Origin of the sequence: Gallibacterium faecale (assembly GCF_027920745.1) — a bacterium.
Classification (GTDB): Bacteria; Pseudomonadota; Gammaproteobacteria; order Enterobacterales; family Pasteurellaceae; genus Gallibacterium; species Gallibacterium faecale.
Genome location: NZ_JAQIBB010000001.1, coordinates 45,736 through 65,123, shown reverse-complemented (window position 1 = coordinate 65,123; position 19,388 = coordinate 45,736). Strand labels below are relative to the sequence as shown.

General features: G+C 38.1%; 11 protein-coding genes and 1 pseudogene. 3 read left to right on the top strand and 9 right to left on the bottom strand.

Going from position 1 to position 19,388, the window contains the following annotated elements; translation table 11 throughout:
* Positions 1 to 178: 178 nt before the first annotated feature.
* The 7 genes from glgA to PF272_RS00260 all read right to left on the bottom strand — a co-directional run bounded on the left by glgA (position 179) and on the right by PF272_RS00260 (position 12,611).
* Complete coding sequence (gene glgA, locus PF272_RS00295; protein WP_271141202.1) at positions 179 to 1,606, bottom strand: glycogen synthase GlgA; 1,428 nt, start codon at positions 1,604 to 1,606, stop codon at positions 179 to 181.
* Positions 1,607 to 1,716: 110 nt separating this feature from the next.
* Positions 1,717 to 3,036 (bottom strand): glucose-1-phosphate adenylyltransferase, encoded by a 1,320-nt coding sequence (gene glgC / locus PF272_RS00290; protein ID WP_065235097.1) that lies wholly within the window; start codon positions 3,034 to 3,036, stop codon positions 1,717 to 1,719.
* Positions 3,037 to 3,063: 27 nt separating this feature from the next.
* The gene (glgX, locus tag PF272_RS00285; RefSeq protein WP_271141201.1) at positions 3,064 to 5,043 is read right to left on the bottom strand and encodes a glycogen debranching protein GlgX; all 1,980 of its coding nucleotides are present in this window, start codon (positions 5,041 to 5,043) and stop codon (positions 3,064 to 3,066) included.
* Positions 5,044 to 5,052: 9 nt separating this feature from the next.
* Positions 5,053 to 9,591, bottom strand: coding sequence for a 1,4-alpha-glucan branching protein GlgB (glgB, locus tag PF272_RS12940; RefSeq protein WP_413789408.1), 4,539 nt, complete (start codon positions 9,589 to 9,591; stop codon positions 5,053 to 5,055).
* A gap of 247 nt (positions 9,592 to 9,838) precedes the next feature.
* The gene (locus PF272_RS00270; RefSeq protein ID WP_271141200.1) at positions 9,839 to 10,402 is read right to left on the bottom strand and encodes a cysteine hydrolase family protein; all 564 of its coding nucleotides are present in this window, start codon (positions 10,400 to 10,402) and stop codon (positions 9,839 to 9,841) included.
* Positions 10,403 to 10,850: 448 nt separating this feature from the next.
* Complete coding sequence (locus PF272_RS00265; protein ID WP_271141199.1) at positions 10,851 to 11,942, bottom strand: ElyC/SanA/YdcF family protein; 1,092 nt, start codon at positions 11,940 to 11,942, stop codon at positions 10,851 to 10,853.
* 54 nt (positions 11,943 to 11,996) lie between these two features.
* A complete protein-coding gene (locus PF272_RS00260) occupies positions 11,997 to 12,611 on the bottom strand; it encodes a GNAT family N-acetyltransferase (protein WP_271141198.1) in 615 nt (204 codons plus the stop codon).
* A 160-nt stretch (positions 12,612 to 12,771) separates the two neighbouring features.
* Here PF272_RS00260 and PF272_RS00255 point away from each other — a divergent pair.
* The 3 genes and pseudogenes from PF272_RS00255 to PF272_RS00245 form a co-directional block, all read left to right on the top strand.
* Positions 12,772 to 12,996: pseudogene (locus tag PF272_RS00255) on the top strand (amidohydrolase family protein); the annotation flags it as partial.
* 51 nt (positions 12,997 to 13,047) lie between these two features.
* Positions 13,048 to 13,668, top strand: coding sequence for an NUDIX hydrolase N-terminal domain-containing protein (locus tag PF272_RS00250; protein WP_271141197.1), 621 nt, complete (start codon positions 13,048 to 13,050; stop codon positions 13,666 to 13,668).
* 24 nt (positions 13,669 to 13,692) lie between these two features.
* Positions 13,693 to 14,133, top strand: coding sequence for a nucleoside triphosphate pyrophosphohydrolase family protein (locus PF272_RS00245; RefSeq protein ID WP_065236641.1), 441 nt, complete (start codon positions 13,693 to 13,695; stop codon positions 14,131 to 14,133).
* A 44-nt stretch (positions 14,134 to 14,177) separates the two neighbouring features.
* On the opposite strand, the gene mukB is transcribed toward PF272_RS00245, so the two are convergent.
* Positions 14,178 to 18,650, bottom strand: a complete 4,473-nt coding sequence (mukB, locus tag PF272_RS00240) for a chromosome partition protein MukB (protein ID WP_413789407.1) — start codon at positions 18,648 to 18,650, stop codon at positions 14,178 to 14,180.
* Complete coding sequence (mukE, locus tag PF272_RS00235) at positions 18,650 to 19,375, bottom strand: chromosome partition protein MukE (RefSeq protein ID WP_271141196.1); 726 nt, start codon at positions 19,373 to 19,375, stop codon at positions 18,650 to 18,652. The genes mukB and mukE overlap by 1 nt, the downstream gene beginning before the upstream one ends.
* Between the last annotated feature and the right edge of the window lie 13 nt (positions 19,376 to 19,388).

The window sequence follows — 19,388 nt, the reverse complement described above, 5'->3', positions numbered from 1 at the left end:
GAATGCTATTTAAACGAAAATTGTATAAATATTCATTATTAAAAATTAATTAGAAGTTTTTCTCCAGTTATAAAACACTGATCTTAATCACTATTTTCATAATCCTGACAAAATTATAAAAAATAAATAGTGTGTATAAAATCACTTATACACACTATTATGCACAATAATGGTTAAATTATTTGCTATATAAGGCAAGATAACTTTTTGCAGCTTTTTGCCAACTAAAATCTTGTTGCATTGCTGTCGATCTAATTAGGCTCCATTGACGCGGTTTTGCCCAAACTTCTAACATCTTATCTACGGCATACAAGAAGCCATTGACATCTGCATGTAAAAAGACAAAACCAGTTGCCGTTTTCTCTTTTTGGGTTTCTGGCGTAGTATCAACCACAGTATCTGCCAAACCGCCAGTTGAACGCACTAATGGTAAAGTTCCATATTTCAAACCATATAATTGCGTCAAACCACAAGGTTCAAAACGACTAGGGACTAAAATCACATCACCACCTGCTACCATACGGTGTGATAACGCTTCGTTATAGGCAATTTTCACACCAATTTGTTGCGGATAAGTTGCTGCAAGATAACGTAAGCTCTCTTCAAGATGTGGAGCGCCTGATCCTAATACTGCTAATTGAATTCCTTTTCTGACCATAGCTTCTGCTGCGGCAACGACTAAATCCGCCCCTTTTTGTTCCACTAATCGAGTAACCATCACTAATAGTGGTGCATCCGGATTCTGTGCTAAGCCAAATTCTGCTTGTAAATCCTCTTTATCTTTTTTCTTTCCTTGCATCTTACCTACTTTATAAGTTTTGGCGATATTGGTATCTGTGGCCGGATTCCAAACTTGATCATCAACACCATTTAAAATACCGTGTAAACGTTGTTGCGCTGCACGTGTTTGGAGTAAGCCATCAAATCCATAAGCCATACTTGGATCGGTAATTTCTCGGGCATAAGTTGGGCTTACAGCGGTAATTTCATCTGCATAATAAAGCCCTGCTTTCAGATAAGAAATTTGACCATAAAACTCTAAGCCGTCAACGTGGAAAAAATGATGTGGTAACTGCAATTCCGCCATATGACGCGCATCAAAGCAACCTGCGTACGCTAAATTATGAATAGTAAAGATTTTTTTGACAGGCAGATTCCAAGCAACAGCATAAGCACCAGCCAAACCAGCTTGCCAATCATGCATATGCAAGACATCAGCTGCGCCCCACCAAGTATCAGCGCCCGCAGCTAATGCTGCGCCTGTCCAGCCAAGAATCGCAAAACGTAAATAGTTATCTGCATAATCTTGATAATATTCGTTATGGTAAGGATTGCCGTTACGATTGAATAAATGAGGTGCATTAATCAAGTAAATGCCAATACCTTGATATTCAGCATGACGAATTTCGATATGACCAGCAAACGTAAAAAGATGCAGTGAATGTTCATGTTGCAATTTTTCAGCAACTGCGGGATACATAGGCAGCACGACGCGAACATCCATTCCTTCTGCTTTTTGGGCAAAAGGTAGTGCCCCCATAACATCTGCCAGTCCGCCTGTCTTAATAAGTGGATAAAGTTCCGAACAGATATGAAGTACTTTCATTATTAATTAAGATCCTTAAATTTTTTTGTGATGAAATATCCACTTTTCCGTGTTTAATCCTCTCGAAAAAGTGGATATTATTGATGATAATTATGGTAGAAAAAGAGCAACTATTCCGCTGCCGATGCTTCTTCTACTTGTTGTTTTGCCAATAATTTTTCTAACATTGGTTCAGTAACTAATACAATATTACCTTGGCTACTAATTCTGAAACGTTGACGATCAACGTCTAAATCCACTCCGATTTGCATACCATCTGGAATACGGCAATTACGATCAATAATACAACGGCGTAATACACAGTTTTTACCAATTTTCACTTGAGGTAGAATTACCGCATATTCTATTTTTGATCCCTCTTCTACACGTACATGATCAAAGAGTACAGAATTACTAATTTCCGCATCAATGATCACGCCACTACCACCAATTAATGAGTTATCAATAGTTTGTTTATGTGGATGTTTATAGAAGAATTTTGTTGGTAATGTTTGTTTTGGCACAGTACGGATTGGCCAATTTTTATCAAACATATTTAATTGCGGTTTTTCACTGACAAGGTCAATATTCGCTGACCAATAGCTTTCTAAGGTTCCCACATCACGCCAGTAGATAAGTCCTTGTGTATTTCTACCTTTACTTGAACGTTCAAATGGGTGGGCATAGAGTAATCCTTCCTCTACCATCGCAGGAATAATATCTTTACCAAAATCGTGAGAAGTATTTTCGTAGCTTGCTTCTCTTTCTAGAATTTCATACAGATAATCTGCATCAAATACATAAATTCCCATTGATGCTAAAGATGAATTTGGTTTGTCTGGCATTGTTGGTGGATCGGCTGGTTTTTCAACAAATGCTTCCACTTTGAGTTTATCGTTCACTGCCATAACACCAAAGGCTTTCGCATCTTCTTTTGGTACTTCAATACAACCCACAGTAGCTTTACCACCAAATTCAATATGATCTTCGATCATACGCATATAGTCCATTTTATAAATATGGTCACCAGCAAGAATCAATACATATTTAGGACGGTAATGCTCTTTCATAATTGGTACGTTTTGCCATACCGCATCCGCAGTACCACGATACCAAGTAGAATCATTTAATTGTTGGCGCGCTGGGAGCATATCCACAAAATGACCACGTTCACGTGGCAAGAAAGACCATCCATGTTGTAAATGACGTAATAATGAATGGGCTTCATATTGGGTAATCACCCCAATTTTTAATAATCCTGAATTTAAACAGTTTGATAAAGCAAAATCGATAATACGATGTGCACCACCAAAATAGACTGCTGGTTTAGCACGACGATCCGTCATCTCATGTAAACGAGAACCTCTACCACCTGCTAAGATAAGTACCAACGTATCATTGGCGATACTTTCCCGAGTTGGAATAGATTTAGTTGTGGTTGCTGCGCTCATAATATTCTCCTGTGATGTTATATATTGTTAAGGCAGTGACTGCGTTAAGATTACGATACCGAGTTGTGCAACAATCGCCGTTGATTGTTGTAGTTCAAGCCCTTCGCCAAACCGTTTCACCCATCTTCCCGCAGGTAATTGGAAAGATTGCGCTGCACGATTAGCATTAAAAAGTACAAGATACTTTCCCTGTAATAACAACATTAGACTGCGTCCTTGATGCCAGTCTTGCGTCTGCATTGGGTGACCATCTGCACGAAACCATTGTGCATTTTCCATATTCCACCAGTCATCATAAATCCCAACTGACACCATCTCTTTACGTAAGGTAATAAGCCCTGCTACATACTGTTGCAATGAATGATCAGCATCTTGCCAATTCAGCCAGGTCAATTCATTATCTTGGCAATAGCAATTATTATTGCCTTGTTGGCTGTGACCGATTTCATCACCCGCCAATAACATTGGTGTTCCTAACGCCAATAATTGTGTTGCTAACAATGCTTTTTTACTTATCAAGCGTTGTCGCTTAATTTCAGGATCATTGGTCTCGCCTTCTTCACCGTGATTAAACGAAAAATTATGATTGTCACCATCACGGTTATTTTCACCATTATTATGATTATGCTTTTGGTTATAACTCACTAAATCCTGTAAATTAAATCCATCGTGTGCAGTGATAAAATTAATTGAGCTGCGTGCTGATCTGCCTTTGAACTGAAATAAATCAGCACTACCTGCAAAACGTAACGCTAAGGCCCCCAATTCTTGGCTATCATTCAACCAAAATTGGCGCATATCACTGCGAAAACGATCATTCCACTCACTAAAAAAGTGAGGAAATCCACTTAATTGATAACCACCTTCACCAATATCCCAGGGTTCTGCAATCATTTTGCAAGGCGCAAGAACAGGATCTTGTGCCATCGCTGCAAAAAGAGGTGAATGTTGCTTGAATTCTGGTGTCCTTCCCAATAACGGTGCTAGATCAAAACGGAAGCCATCAATATGAAACTCTTCCACCCAATAACGCAAACAATCCATTACCCATTGTAATACCCGTGGTTCAGAGAGATTTAAACTGTTACCACATCCTGTCCAATTTAAATAACGTTGATGTTGGTCATGCCAATAATAGAGTTGGTTATCAATCCCTCTTTGGCAAAGCGTTGGCCCAGATAAATCATTTTCCGCAGTATGGTTAAATACAACATCTAAAATCACTTCAATACCGGCACGATGTAACCGTTTTACCAAAGATTTCAATTCTAATAATACCTCTTTTGAGGTGGAAAATCTTTGATCTGGTGCACAATGTGCTAAAACATTGTAGCCCCAATAATTCTTTTTCCCCATTTGTTGTAAGCGAGGTTCATCTAAATGCAACGTTATTGGCAATAACTCCACTGCTGTTACGCCTAAACTTTGCAAATAAGCTACATTTACCTCTTCTGCCAATCCAGCAAATGTCCCTCTTACTTTTTCTGGAATTTGAGAGTTTAATTGCGAAAATCCTTTTATATGAAGCTCATAGAGAATAGTTTTCGACCAAGGTGTACGTAACGGCTTATCCCCTTCCCAATCAAATGTAGCATCTACAATCACACTTTTTGGTGCTAAATACCCATTATCTTGCAAGTTATGCCATAAAAACGGAGCAACTTGCTGTTCACTGCTTAAATTGGGTAGATCCACTACTAAACGACAATAAGGATCAATTAATAATTTCGTCACGTTGTAACAATTAGGTTGTTCTTTACCACCATCAACCCGAAAACCATATTTTTGTCCAATACCAACTCCGGTGACGAACAGAGTAAAACAATCATGATGACGATACATGGCATAACGCTGTTCTTGACCAGCTTCATCAAATAAACAGAGCCAAACATCCGTTGCATGAGGTGCAGCAAGAACAAAATTAACACCTTTATGTCCTTGATATTCCGTAATGCAATATCCCATCGGATATTCGTAACCAATAAATATTTCCCGTGTTGGCGTCATCTAAACATCCTATTCTTGTTTGGTCGCTTTTTTCGTTGTTGTCCGTTTTTTAGCAGTTGCTGTTGTTGTCTTCGCTTTTGGCGATTTACTTACCTTTTTCACACTTGCAGCTGTTGTTTTTTTGGTTGCTTTTTTTACTGTTTTTGCTTCTACTTCTGGTTCACTCCTGGCAAGATCGTCCTCTTCATCAGGAATTTCATTTTCTAGTACAAAATAAACTGCACCAAGTGGTGGAACTTGCACACTTAAAGAATGTTTCTTGTTATGGCTCGCAATTTTTTCACTCCAAATACCCCCTGAATTATGCACACCACTACCTTTATAGCTTGGATCATCTGAGTTTAAAATCTCACGATAAAATCCTGCCTTATTCACACCAAAACGATAATTATGACGAACCTCTGGAGTAAAGTTACATACCACAACAATGGTTTCACCACTCTTCGCATAACGAGCAAATACCAAAACAGATTGATCAGCATCATCCACCACTAACCATTCAAACCCATTTGGATGCTGATCTTGTTGCCATAATGCAGGATAACGTTGATAAATATGGTTTAAATCCCTCACCCAACTTTGTACACCATTATGCCAACCGCCATGTTCTTCATTTAATAAGAACCAATCCAAACTTTCTTGGTAATTCCATTCTCTGCCTTGAGCAAATTCATTTCCCATAAACAATAATTTTTTACCCGGGAAGCCCCACATATAACCGTAATAAGCTCTTAAATTTGCAAATTTTTGCCAGCAATCTCCTGGCATTTTGGTTAGTAATGAACCTTTTCCATGCACAACTTCATCATGTGATAACGGTAAAACAAAATTCTCACTATATTGGTACATCATGCCAAAGGTAAGTAAGTTGTGATGATACTTACGATAAATCGGATCGAGTTTCATATAACGTAACGTGTCATTCATCCACCCCATATTCCATTTAAATTGGAATCCTAATCCGCCTTGTTCTGTTGCATGACTAACACCAGCGAAAGAAGTGCTTTCTTCTGCGACTGATAACACTCCGCGTTGTTCATTTTGTAGTAACGCGTTAGTACGTTGTAAGAAATTAATTGCCTCTAAATTTTCTCGACCACCATATTGATTCGGAATCCATTCGCCATCTGAACGGCTATAATCACGATAAATCATTGAAGCCACTGCATCGACACGTAAACCATCAAATCCGTAGCGTTCTACCCAATATAAGGCATTACCTGTTAAATAATTACGTACTTCATTCCGTCCAAAGTTATAAATTAAAGTGTTCCAATCTTGATGATAACCTTCTCGAGGATCAGCGTGTTCATACAATGCCGTACCATCAAATTTACTCAATCCATATTCATCTGTTGGGAAATGCCCTACTACCCAATCTAACAATACATAAATACCCACTTGATGCGCTTTTTCGAGGAAATAACATAATCCTTTTGCATCACCAAAACGACGAGTTGGTGCATACAGTCCTAACGGTTGATATCCCCAAGAACCATCAAATGGGAACTCCGATAATGGCAATAATTCAATATGGGTGAATCCCATCTCTTTTACATAACTAATTAATTCATCTGCCACTTCTTCATAGCTCAACCAGTAATTGTTAGCTAAATTACGACGCCATGATCCTAAATGCACTTCATAAATGCTAATTGGCGCATCTACCGCATTTGCTTTCGCACGTTCTGGATTATACTGTTGTTTTGGTGGCAATTTTGTGACAACAGAAGCAGTTTCTGGGCGAAGTTGTGTACCAAAGGCATAGGGATCAGATTTCAAACGTACTACCCCATTTGCATCGAGAATTTCAAATTTATATAAACTTCCCTCATTAATATGTGGGATAAAAATTTCCCAAATGCCACTTTCACGATGGAAACGCATCACATGACGACGTCCATCCCATTGGTTGAAATCACCAACCACAGAAATCCGGCGTGCATTTGGTGCCCAAACACTAAAATTTACTCCTGGGACATAGCTATTCTCAGTTAAATGTGCCCCCAATGCTTCATAAGGACGTTGATGTGTTCCCTCTTTCAATAGCCAATTATCTAACTCAAATAAACAAGATGGGAATCGATAAGGATCTTCTTGATAAATTGCTTCTGGACTATTTTCATAATCAATTTTGAACAAGTAATGTAAATCTGCTGTAGCACGAGGTAATAAAGCAATAAAAAATCCACGTTCATCAACTAACTGCATTTCTGCTAAACAGTGATTCTTTTGCCGATTATAAATAGCAACCTGTTTTGCATTTGGTAATAAAGCACGAATAACAAGTCCTTGCTCTGTTAAATGTGCACCTAAGAAAGAGAACGGATCGCCATGTACGGCATTAAATAACTGATCGATTTGTTTATAATCGACGGTAATCATATTTTCCCCTAATAGAATAAGTTTAAGATAGTCTTGATAACACTCTGCGATTGCATTGACATCAAGGTTTTGACGGGCTGAAATAATTTGTCGATAAGATTGATGCAGTTTCTGACACACGTCGTGATCAAGTAATGAAACAGGTAAGCGATAACGCCAATTTGGATAAGCTCTGGCAATCCCCGGAATATTAAATGAAGATTCAATACCTAATAAATTTTCTGGTTGAATGGCAAATAACTGACTACGACTTACTGCTCCTAATTGATGAATTGCAATGATTAATTCCTCTGTAAGCTGTAAATCTTGTGGTAACGACGCTAATAATTTCGCTTGTTTTAATGTTTGTACAAAACGCAATTTGTCGTCTGTACGTTGTTGTAAAGCACGTTGGTATTGAGCCTCTTGTAACACCCCTAACTGATACATTGTTGCTAAATCAGTTGCTTTCCAAAATCCTTGTAATGGCGCAACATCATGGGTGCTCACTACCGCAATCGCATTCTTTTTATAATGTTCCGGTAATAAATAACCATCATAGGTCTTATTGAAATACATGACTGCATAAGAATAGATACCATAACGATCTAACCACTCTCTCACTTCTGGCGGAACAATGCCTAAATCCTCACCAATAATTACGCATTGAGAACGTTGACTTTCAATCGCTAAAATCGCAATTAATTCTGCAATCGGATAATAAACATAAGCACCTTGTGCTGCATTAGCACCTTGCGTAATCCACCATAAACGATATAACGCCATCACGTGGTCAATCCGCAATACACCATAATTTTGCATATTAGCACGCCACAATTTGATTAATGTTTCATACCCTTCTGCACGTAAATATTGTGGATGTAGCGGTGGAAGCTGCCAATTTTGCCCAGCCGGTCCCAATTCATCAGGAGGAGCTCCCACAGAGGCTTTCATACAAAATACTGCTCGATGACACCACGTATCTGAACCACCTCGTGCCACACCAACAGCTAAATCACCATAAAGCCCTAATTTCACGCCAACTTGTGCACAAATATGTTGTACCGCCTCTAATTGATCTCGCATCAACCATTGCAGCCACATATAAAACTCAATTTGTTTGCTATGTTGTTTAGCAAATTGCTGAACAGCTTCACTATTAGGATTTTGATACTCAAGTTCCCATGCTAACCAACCAGCTAAATCTTCTTCATCTTCGTTATCATGAGCAAAAGTGCGATCTAATACTTCAAATAATCCATGTAAATATAGTGGTTCACCTTGTTCAGCAACAAATTTAGCAAAGGCTTTACGTCGATAGGCTAATCGTCCTGCTTTCTTAAATACTTGATAAGCCATACGTAAACCATCAAGCTTTAATTGCCAGACTTGTGAATAATCCACCCAACCAGTATCCCGCACTTGCTGCAATAACTTTTCTACTTCTGGTGATTGTCGCCATGCCAATGCTGTGGGATCTTCCATTTCCGGCAATAAATCTACGGCTAAATAGATTGGATTTAACCAACGACGTGATGATGGGCTATACGGACTTGCCCACTCTGGATGGGCTGGAAATAATGAATGTAACGGATTGATTCCAATAAAATCAATTCCATCTCGGGCATACTCTGCGGCAATTTGTTGTAAATCACCAAGATCACCAATCCCCCAATTCCGTTGTGAACGTAAACTATATAATTGCAAATTTAAGCCACTAACTTTTTGTTCACCACTCAAGCAAGGTGCTTGATAAGTTTTAGCTGGTGAGACCAATAACCGATATTTAGCATAATTGGTAATTAATTGATAATAGCCCATCGGTAATGGCATAAATTCTAGATACTGCTCTGTTTCAATACGCCAACTATTTTCAATAATTTGTTGTTGTTCATTGAGAAGTTGTTGTGGATATTCATCTGCTTGGAAATTTAGCTGTTGCCATGTTAACCGAGAAACATTTTCTGCTTGTAACACAAAAACATTATTGAAAAGTGACGTTGAAGTTTGAGGATTAAGGCTAAGCCAGTTGATTAATGTTTGTAATACAACATCATCAACCTGAATTTTTTCCCCCTCTAAACTGTAATAAAAAGGGGCAATACCTAGTGCTTCTGCTTGTCTCTCTAATTGAGATCTTTCGGACAACTGTCCATGCTGAGGGGAGTTCACTATCGAATCCATGAGATTCTCCACAATAAGTACAACAATCTCGTTAACCACAAGTAGGAGAGCCTTGCCAATCGTTTGCGGAACATCTCTTTCCTACTTAACGAATACTCTATTTATACTCTTTTTTTAGTAGAAAACCTATCACAAGATAGTGAAGATATGATCTCCTCCACAATATTTTTTATTTTTTGTCGTTTTTTGTAACAACTCATTAATTTCTTAATAAGATTTGCTGTAATACGCAGTACAATTTTTTGCTTTAACTGAATAGTTTCATTATTTCCGCTGTGGTTAATACAGTCGCAAATTCCTCTTGTAAACTGGCTAAAGCTGTATCATGTATTAGTTGTGCCGAAAAGAGTTCTCCGTTTAATCCTTTCCGACTAAATGTCGCTGTGGCATCAGCGGCTAAAAAAACTGTATAGCCATAATTTCCTGCCATTCTAGTTGTCGTAGAAACACAATGATCCGTAGTTAAACCAACAATCACAAGTTGTTGAATCTGTTTTTCATCTAATAGTCGTTTTAAATCCGTATCAATAAAGGCACTATTCACTTTTTTCTGAACCACAATTTCACCTGTTGTTGGTGCGACTAAAGGCTTGAACTGATGTCCCTGATGGGTAGCGAATAGACAAGATTGAGGATTCTGTGAACAATGTTGAATATGAAAAACTGGATAACCTTGATTACGCCAATGCTGCAAAAGTAATGCCGCATTTTCTTCTGCTTTTGGATTATTTCTTTCTTCACCCCAATAGCCAGGAATATCAAAGCCTTGTTGAATATCAATAAGAAGTAATGCTGGTTGTAAAGTTTGCATCGTTTTTCCTAATAAATAAAAGACTGTTAGCACACTTAAAATTAATCACAAATCTTAATAAATGTCTCACGGGTTCCCTCTCACACTTGCCCGAATGTAAATCAGATTTTCAGGCAAAAAAAGTGATCATTTTTCGAACGCAGTGAGAAAAATCTCTGTTTTTTGCCGCCCGGAAAATCTGATTGGAATGAGGATCAGCAAGTGTGTGAGGGTGGTTTATTCGCTTCGCTCACCCTTCGGGCTGTTGCTTTCAGCAACATTCAACGCTTTGCGTTGTCTTTTGCTTCGTTTTCTTTACACAAGTAATGACAAAAAGCGTTAGCTTTTTGAACGTTGCTTGCAACGGCCCGTTAGGGTGAGCAAGCTTGCTTGCGAATAAAATGAAGTCGCCCTTTAGGGCGAAACCTAAATGCTAATTAGAACAAAAATATTAAATAGATATTGTCATTCAATCCCTTAATACACCACTATTAAACATTGGCAATCCAACCACAATCAGACTATCCCGATAAATCCCAAGTAAATCTTTTGCACTTACCTTTTGTAACTCCGCTAATGGTTTATCTAAGGCTGCCACAGCTTCAAATGTAATACCTTGTGGTCCAGAATCACGAGTGGCTAACTCAAATAAAGTTTGACCACGGCGAACATGGCTACCAGAACTAATTAAAATTGCATGTTTAATTTTATGATGTGCTAATGCATAACGAGAATAAAGAGCATTTTCTACCGTAGAACGTGCATAGTTATCAGCAAAAATTTTTTTTGCATCAATCCCTTGTTCAATTAGCCATTTTTTCATTAAATTAGCTTCAGTTTGATTATTTTTTGGTACCCCGCCAGTAACAATAATTAATGCCTCTGGATTCTGTTTTGCTAACTCTAATGTTTTCTGTAAACGCTGAATTAAGATCTCGTTCATACTACCATCAGGATTTAGTGCATAACCTAATGTAATAATTGCATCTTGAGCAGTTAATTTTGTTTCTGATTTATCTACTATTGGTAACTTAGTCACTTTATCGATTGTTGCGAAAACTTGTTTTAAAGTTGCTGCTTTTTCTGGCGCAATTTTTTCCAGATGTTTTAAATAGTTACCACTTTCCTTATCATCACCTTTATAACGATACCAACTTGCTAAATACATATTGTTTTTTACATCATCAGGTGCTACTTCCAGCGCTTGTTTATATAACTCAATCGCACGATCCACGTTCCCATTATAAATATAGGCATTGGCTGCACCTAAAACAAAATCAATACGATAAGGTTCTAATTTATGTGCTGTTAATAAAATATCAGCAATACGTTCCATATTGCTTGGTAATTTAGCGGTAAATCCTGCATCGGAAACTCTCGCAGGTGATTTTTGAATTTCAACTGCTTGAGCCAAAAGATCATCAATTACTTGTCGTTGATTTACAAGCTGTTGATACTCAACCTGAGGTTGTAACACTTCAACACTTTGAGTTGCAGAATAAGCTTGAACCGCAGCAAATAACGACACTGCTATAACACTTAATTTATGAAATTGCTTCATAACAAATCTCCTTTTTTCAGTCATAGAACTGTTTTATATAAAAGAAAAAAGTAATTACTTCTTCTCTATACCTAATAAATGCAATGTTGCTGCATCTAAATTTGGAAACCAAATAACCGGTTCAGGGCGAGCTGGGTGTTCAGCTAAAAACTTCTCCATCCATACCATATTGTACCAACGGCCAAATTTATAGCCGCATTTACGAAATTCCCCGACTAAACGATAACCTAAATGTTGATGAAAGTTAGCACTATTCCGTGTCAGATATTCATTATCTTGTTCTGGATAACCAATACAAGCATTTAAATTATAAATATTCTGCGCTTTAGAAATTTGTTCAAGTGCGGTATAAAGCCGTTTTCCTAAGCCTGATTTAGTTTGATTTTCTTTTAAATAAATTGTCGTTTCCACCGCCCAATCATACGCTGCTCTACCAACAAAAGCGCTGGTATAGGCATATCCTAAAATCTCACCACCTTGTTCTAAAACAATATACGGGTATTTAGCTAAAGTTTTACGCATACGCGCTTTGAACTCTTCTAAACTTGGCACTTCATATTCAAAAGTAATTGCAGTTTTTTCTACATAAGGTGCATAAATATTTAAAATCTCTGCTGCATCATCCAAAGTTGCAACACGAATAATGATGTCGTCCTGTTGTTGTTCCATTCCGTTTTCCTCTTAGTCATCCCACTGCTTTTCGATAATAACTATCTGGCATACAGTTTTCAATTTTCTTATTTACTGATCTTGACCAATTTCATTCTGATCCAGTTACCTCTATAATAGCCAGCGCAATACAAACACACATCATACAATTAAAAGATAATTAGTGACTGAAAATAGTGCAAAAACGTTAGGTATCCGAGATTACGGAATTGAAGAGGGTAAAGCAGCGAATTTAATTATTCTGCCAGCAGAAAATGGATTCGATGCGGTACGCCGTCAAGTTCCAACCCGTTACTCAATTCGTAATGGTAAAGTGATTGCGGAAACACAACCAGCACAAAGTCAAATTTATTTATCAGAACAAGAACGTATCAGCTATCGTTAGATAACTCTAGGCAAGATTAACGTTAATTCTCTCTAAAATAGGAGATGAGTAATGAATACATCAGAAAAATGGTTAAGTTGGGCAATAGAGCTACAAAGCCTTGCTCAAGCAGGTTTAGCTTATGGTAAAGATAATTATGATCTCGAAAGATATCAAAGAATTCGAGAGATTTCTGCCGAAATCATTGCTTATCAAGCAGATATCCCTTTTACTAAAGTAATGGATCTTTTTTGTAATGAAATCGGTTATCAAACACCAAAATTAGATACCCGAGCAGCCATTTTTCAAGACGATAAAATTCTATTGGTGCGAGAAAACGATGGAAATTGGTCTTTGCCCGGCGGTTGGGTTGATGTCAATATGTCGATCAAAGAAAACACTATTAAAGAGGTGAAAGAGGAAGCGGGTCTAGACGTAACTGCTGATAAAATTATCGCAGTTCAAGATCGTGCTAAACATAATCAACCTTTATATGCTTATGGTGTTTGTAAAATCTTTGTTCTCTGCACTGTGCTTAAAGGACAATTTCAACAAAATATTGAAACAACAGAATCCGCTTATTTTGCTGAAGATAACTTACCTAATCTTGCCACAGAGAAAAATAACCAACAGCAGATCCAAATGTGCTTTGCCGCTTATCGTGATAAACATTGGGTTACTCAATTTGATTAAATATTCATTGAAGAAGGAGAAAAAATGAGTCAGAAAAATGAATTACAACGTACTTTAGATTGGTTTAAAGAGGCAAAACCGAATCCAGAATTAAAAGATCTTTCTGTTCAAATTGGTTGTCATTTTGAAGAAGTTGTCGAAATGTTAGATGCGTTAGGTCATGCTGAAATGGCACATAATCTTGAAATTCTCGCTAATAGCTATAAGCAAAATAAGCAAACAGAACGCCTAACTGAATTAACCCATGAACATAAAGTCGAGGTGTTAGATTCTTTAGCCGATCAAGTGGTTACTGCCACAGGGGTTGCTTATATGGCTGGTTTTGATTTCTATTCTGCCTTTGCTGAAGTTAATGATTCAAATTGGTCAAAATTCGAGAACGGCAAGGCTATCTTTGACGAAAACGGCAAAATTAAAAAAGGCGAGAATTACTTTAAGCCGAAGTTGGAAAAGTTTGTGAAGTAATTAGTGATAAAAAATGCGGCTTTCGCCGCATTTTCTTTACTTATTTAATGTGTTGTGCCAAAACCTTTTAGACCAACTACATGCACAAACTCTTGGTTATGTGCGATTTTACGTACCAACTTATAGGTTGTTCCTTTTTCTGGACTGATGTTTTCTGGTGCGGCAATCAATAACTGCATATCTAAACGTTCACAAAGTTCAAATAGTGTTGAAATCGACTTCGCATCTAAACGAGCAGCTTCATCTAAGAATAATAAACGACAAGGCACAATATCCTTACCACGTAAACGGCGAGATTCTTCTTCCCAACTTTGTACTACCATTAACAAAATTGACATCCCTGTACCAATCGCTTCACCTGTTGATAATGCCCCACTTTCCGCGCGCAACCAACCGTCTGCGCCACGGAACACTTCCACTTCAAGATCAAGATAATGACGATAATCAAGAAGTTCCTCACCGATTGTCTGTGGACTACGTTGTCCCATATCAATGTGTGGATTAAGGCGTTGATATAACTTCGTTAACGCTTCTGAGAAGGTCAATTTATTGTTATTAAACAGATCTTCATATTCCGCTTGTTTACCTGATAACGCATCTAATAGCATTGCATGAGTATCACGAATATTCACGACCAACCGTACGCTTTTCACCTGACCAAAGGCAATATTTTGTAACCCTTGGTTCAACAAGCGAATACGGTTTTGTTCACGTTGAATCGTCTTACGCATAATATTAGCCACGCTATCCGCACTAATTGCTAATTTTTGTTCACGACTGGTTAATTCTTCAGTTAAGCGAGATAGTTCAACTTCCATTTGCTCAATCGCATCAATCGGATCATCTGTTTTTAAGATGTCTTGACGAATCCGTTCACGTAAATGTTGATATACCGCAATAAAGAATTTCACTTTATATTCTGGCTTCGCTGAATTTTCAGATAATCGCAACGCATCACGTAAATATTCATTATCTGCTACGGCATTACGCAATGCCCCTAACGCTTTATCCGACATAGAACGCAACTCTTCCGCGGAAAGATAAGCTAACTCACGGCGGTGCAAACGTTTCTCTACATCACTATGACGAGATAAGCGTTGTACTGCACACCAACTTACTTTTGCTGCTACGACAACTTCACGTTGCGCTTTATAATCTCGTTCTAATTTACGTAAGTTTTTAGTTAAGCCATCCGTTTCATTTTCTAAAACCGCTAATTGTTTTTCTAAATAGTTACAGCGTTGGCGATTTACCGAAAGCTGTTGATACAGTTCATCACGGCGATTTTTCGCTCGCATTTCTGCATCAGCATCCACACGCACACCTAATTGAGCGACTTCATCAAGTAATTCTTGCAATGTTTGCTGCTTAATTTCCTTAGAGGTTGTTAGCCCAGTTAAAACTTGTTGATACTGCTGTAACTGAGTTTGTGCTTGATTGAGTGCTTGACGTTTTTGTTCACGCTGTTGCTGCATTTGCTCTAAACGTTCACGCAATCTAATACTTAATTCTGAGGTTTCTAATTCTGCACTTTCTTGATAACTGAAATGTGCCAAACGGCTTACTACATCGGTAACAGCAAATAAGCGTTGTTGAACTTGTTTTTGCAATTCTACTGCACGTTGATATTCAGCTTGTAAGCTTTCATGTTGCTCAGGATCACTTTGTAACGCACTAGCAATTGGTTCTAATTGTTCAATCAATGCCCCATTTTGACGCACATAGAACACGCTTTCTTCTGCTTCAGCTAATTGCATTTGATACTCTTCAATCTGTTCAACAAGACTGTCTTCAGTCAATAAGGCAAGATTTGGTAAGAGTTTATTTAATTGTTGTAATTGCTGACGAATATCCGTTAATTGGCTACGTAATTGTTGCTCTTGATCGGTTAATTTAGCTAACTCACGCTCTACCTCATTACGTTGTTGTTGAGCTTCACGCATTAATTCTTCAGGATCAACTTCAAACGCTAATGCTAAATGTGAACCAACAAATTGGCTAAGTTGTTGATGTAGGCGTTGGCATTTTTGCACATCAAATGATACTTGGGCAAACTGCTCTGCAATTTCATCACGTTGTTCACGCAAGGTTTCTAAATGTTTTTCACGTGCCGCACGTCCAAACAGAGGGATCTCAGGGAAAGTAGAATAACGTAATTCACGTTGTGATACTTGTACCACTACCCCACAATCTAACTCTTGCGCTGATAACACACTATCATCAAATGAATTTGGATCACCCTCAATAAGATAGAGATCATCTGGGCAATCTTGTAATTCTTGTAATAACGGTTTAACTGCTTCTAAATCTCGTACCACAATCGCATGACGAGCTGGACCATATAAGGCTGAGAAATAAGGTGCATCGGTAATATCTACATCATCATATAATTCAGATAATAATACGCCCCCAAATTTTTCCGCTAATTGATTAAGGCGAGGATCTTCTGAACCATCTGGTTGTGTTAAACGTAAAATTTGTTGTTCAAGATCTTGTTTTTTTGCCTCAAGCTGGTCACGTTGAATGATCAATTCCCGTTCTTTAGTTAATTGATTTTGCATAAAATCCATAACATTTTGCGAACTGTGGAATTGTTGATTCACTTGCTCTTGAATTCGTTCTAATGCGGCTTGTGCAGTGAGCCATAATGGTGCTTTTTGCGTATTTTGTTGATACACCGCTTGGTAGTGATCACGTTGTTGGCGTAATGCTGATCGTTCTTCAATAATACTATTTAAACGTTCATCTAACGCTTCGCTGCGATCCTCTTGCTGTAACGCATAGCTTTCTAACTCATCGGCACTTTGTAGAGACTGCCCTGCTTGTTGGTTAAAAGTAGCTAATTGCTGCTGCACGCGTTGTTGTTGGTCAGCTTTTTGTTGCAACTCAACCAATTTTGCTTTGAGGTCATTCGCTTGTTGTTGCTGTAATTTTTGTGCAGGATAATCACGCAAAATCTGCTTCGCATATTGCCAAGCCTCTGCTCTCGCAACTTCCCCCTGAATTTTACAAACTAATTGGTACGCTTTATCAAACTGAGTTTTCGCAATATCTACTACTGACAATTTTTGTTCTAATTCTAAAACTCGTTCGGTCAAGGCATCTGCTTGTTCGCTAAATTCCGCTTGATATTGTTCTGCGGTGTCTGGCGTTAAGCTAGCAATGCCTGTTAAATTTTTCGCTTTTTCTAATGTTTGAATAGCTTGTTGATATTGCACACTACGTGTTTGTTGTGCATTTAACGCTTGCTGATAATCAGTTAATTGATCACGAATTGCTTCAATTTCACCCTCAATCATCTCAATGCTTTCTTGTTGTTCTGCTAAGGTGATTTGTGCTTCTTCGACAATGCCTTGTTGCTCTTCAATTTTTTCACTTAATTCAGCAACATCTTCTTGATAGCGTTCAATTTTTTCTTGATGATGTTGCGCATTCACCACTAAATTGTAATGATCATTTGCCCCTTGGTAATCAATTTCTAAGGTTTTCTCAGCCTCTTGTAATTGACTGACTTCACGGCTGAAATCAACAATATTATGTTGCGCTAAATTGAGCTGCTGCTTGGTTTGAAACAGTTCGTTACGTTGTCCCAATAATAGCGCAATATTATGGCGTCTTTCATTAGAATGGCGCATATAGTCCGCAGCCACATAATCGGTCGATTGGGTGATTAAGTGCTTAAATAAATCTCGATCTGCCTGAGTGACTTTAATCGCTTCTAATGTCATTCGATTTTCACGCAATGCCACTTCCATATCTTGGAACGCTTTTTTCACACCAACATTTTCTGGCAATAAGTAATCGCGTAAAGAACGGGTAATCGCTGACGAAATTCCACCATACAGAGATGCTTCAATTAATTTGTAGAATTTATTACGATCGGAAGATGAACGCAGGCGTTTTGGAATAATCCCCATATCGAACATAAAGCTATGATAATCAGCAACAGAGTGATACTGTTTGAAACTTCCTCCTAATGCTTCAATTTTCTCTTTCACTTCAGGTAAACCAATCACTTTAGCTTGGGTTTCTGAAATTTTATCGGTAAAAATTTCTGTTGGTGAAATGGATAATGGTACGCCCTGAATCGAAATCGCCTTAATATCAACTTTACGATCACGCCCTGCAATTTGTTGCAATCGCACACCGACTAAAGCACGTTGGCGATGGGAGTTAATCGTATCTAAAATCGCATAACAGATTCCTGGACGTAATTTTCCGTATAACCCTTTATCGCGTAAACCGCCAGATGCACCTGCTTCTGTGGTATTACGGAAATGCAATAAAGTTAAATCAGGAATTAATGCGGTTACAAACCCTGCCATGGTGGTTGATTTTCCTGCCCCATTACCACCGGATAATGTTGTTACTAATTCATCTAAATCAAAGGTACGTGCAAAAAAACCATTCCAGTTAATTAAGGTAAGCGAACGAAATTTACCTCGTTCTGCATTGGTATTCACACTTGCAACACTCACTTGTTGAGGTTCTAATGCTTCCATTTCTAATTCCGCCATTATGCTTCCCCTTCCTCAAAATTATTTTCTTCTAATTCATCTTCATCGTTTTCATTATTGTCATTATCAACTTGCAATGAATCTGGTGTTGCAATTTCCCCTTCACGAATTAAGCGTAATTGTGCAGCTTGCAGATCTTCACCACTACGTACTTCAGCGCCAAAACGGAACACGGCTTCAGAGATCACAAATTTACCACTATGTTGATCACCCACAGTCTGTAACATTCCTAAACGGCGTAAACGACTAATTGCAGCACGTACTTTTTCCGCTAATTTTTGTTTATCTAAATCCGAACCACTCGAACGTTGATTCACCGCTTTTAATAATTTATTCTCGTCCGCCAAATTAAGCAGTTCATCATATACTTCTTGCACAGTAAAAATGCCTTGTTGTGCCAGACGTTCCGGACTTAAATAGAGATAACACAAGACTTTCCCTACTAACATTTCTAATTCAGATAACACACTGCGCGCAATTAAAGTAGTCGCTTTGGGGCGTAAATAGAAAAAACCTTCTGGCGCACGAATCAGCTCCACATTATAACGGCGGTAGAAAAGCTCTAACTCTGTTTGGAAATCTAATAAAAACGCGTGTGGTTCTAATTGATCAAGACTAATATGACGTCCAGAACGTAACTGACTATCAACAATAGGGAATAATGGGTTCGCTATCGCGGTGGCTAATTTAGTCGGAATCGGTTCGTAAGAGGTAGTTTCACTCATAATTCTTTCGCTT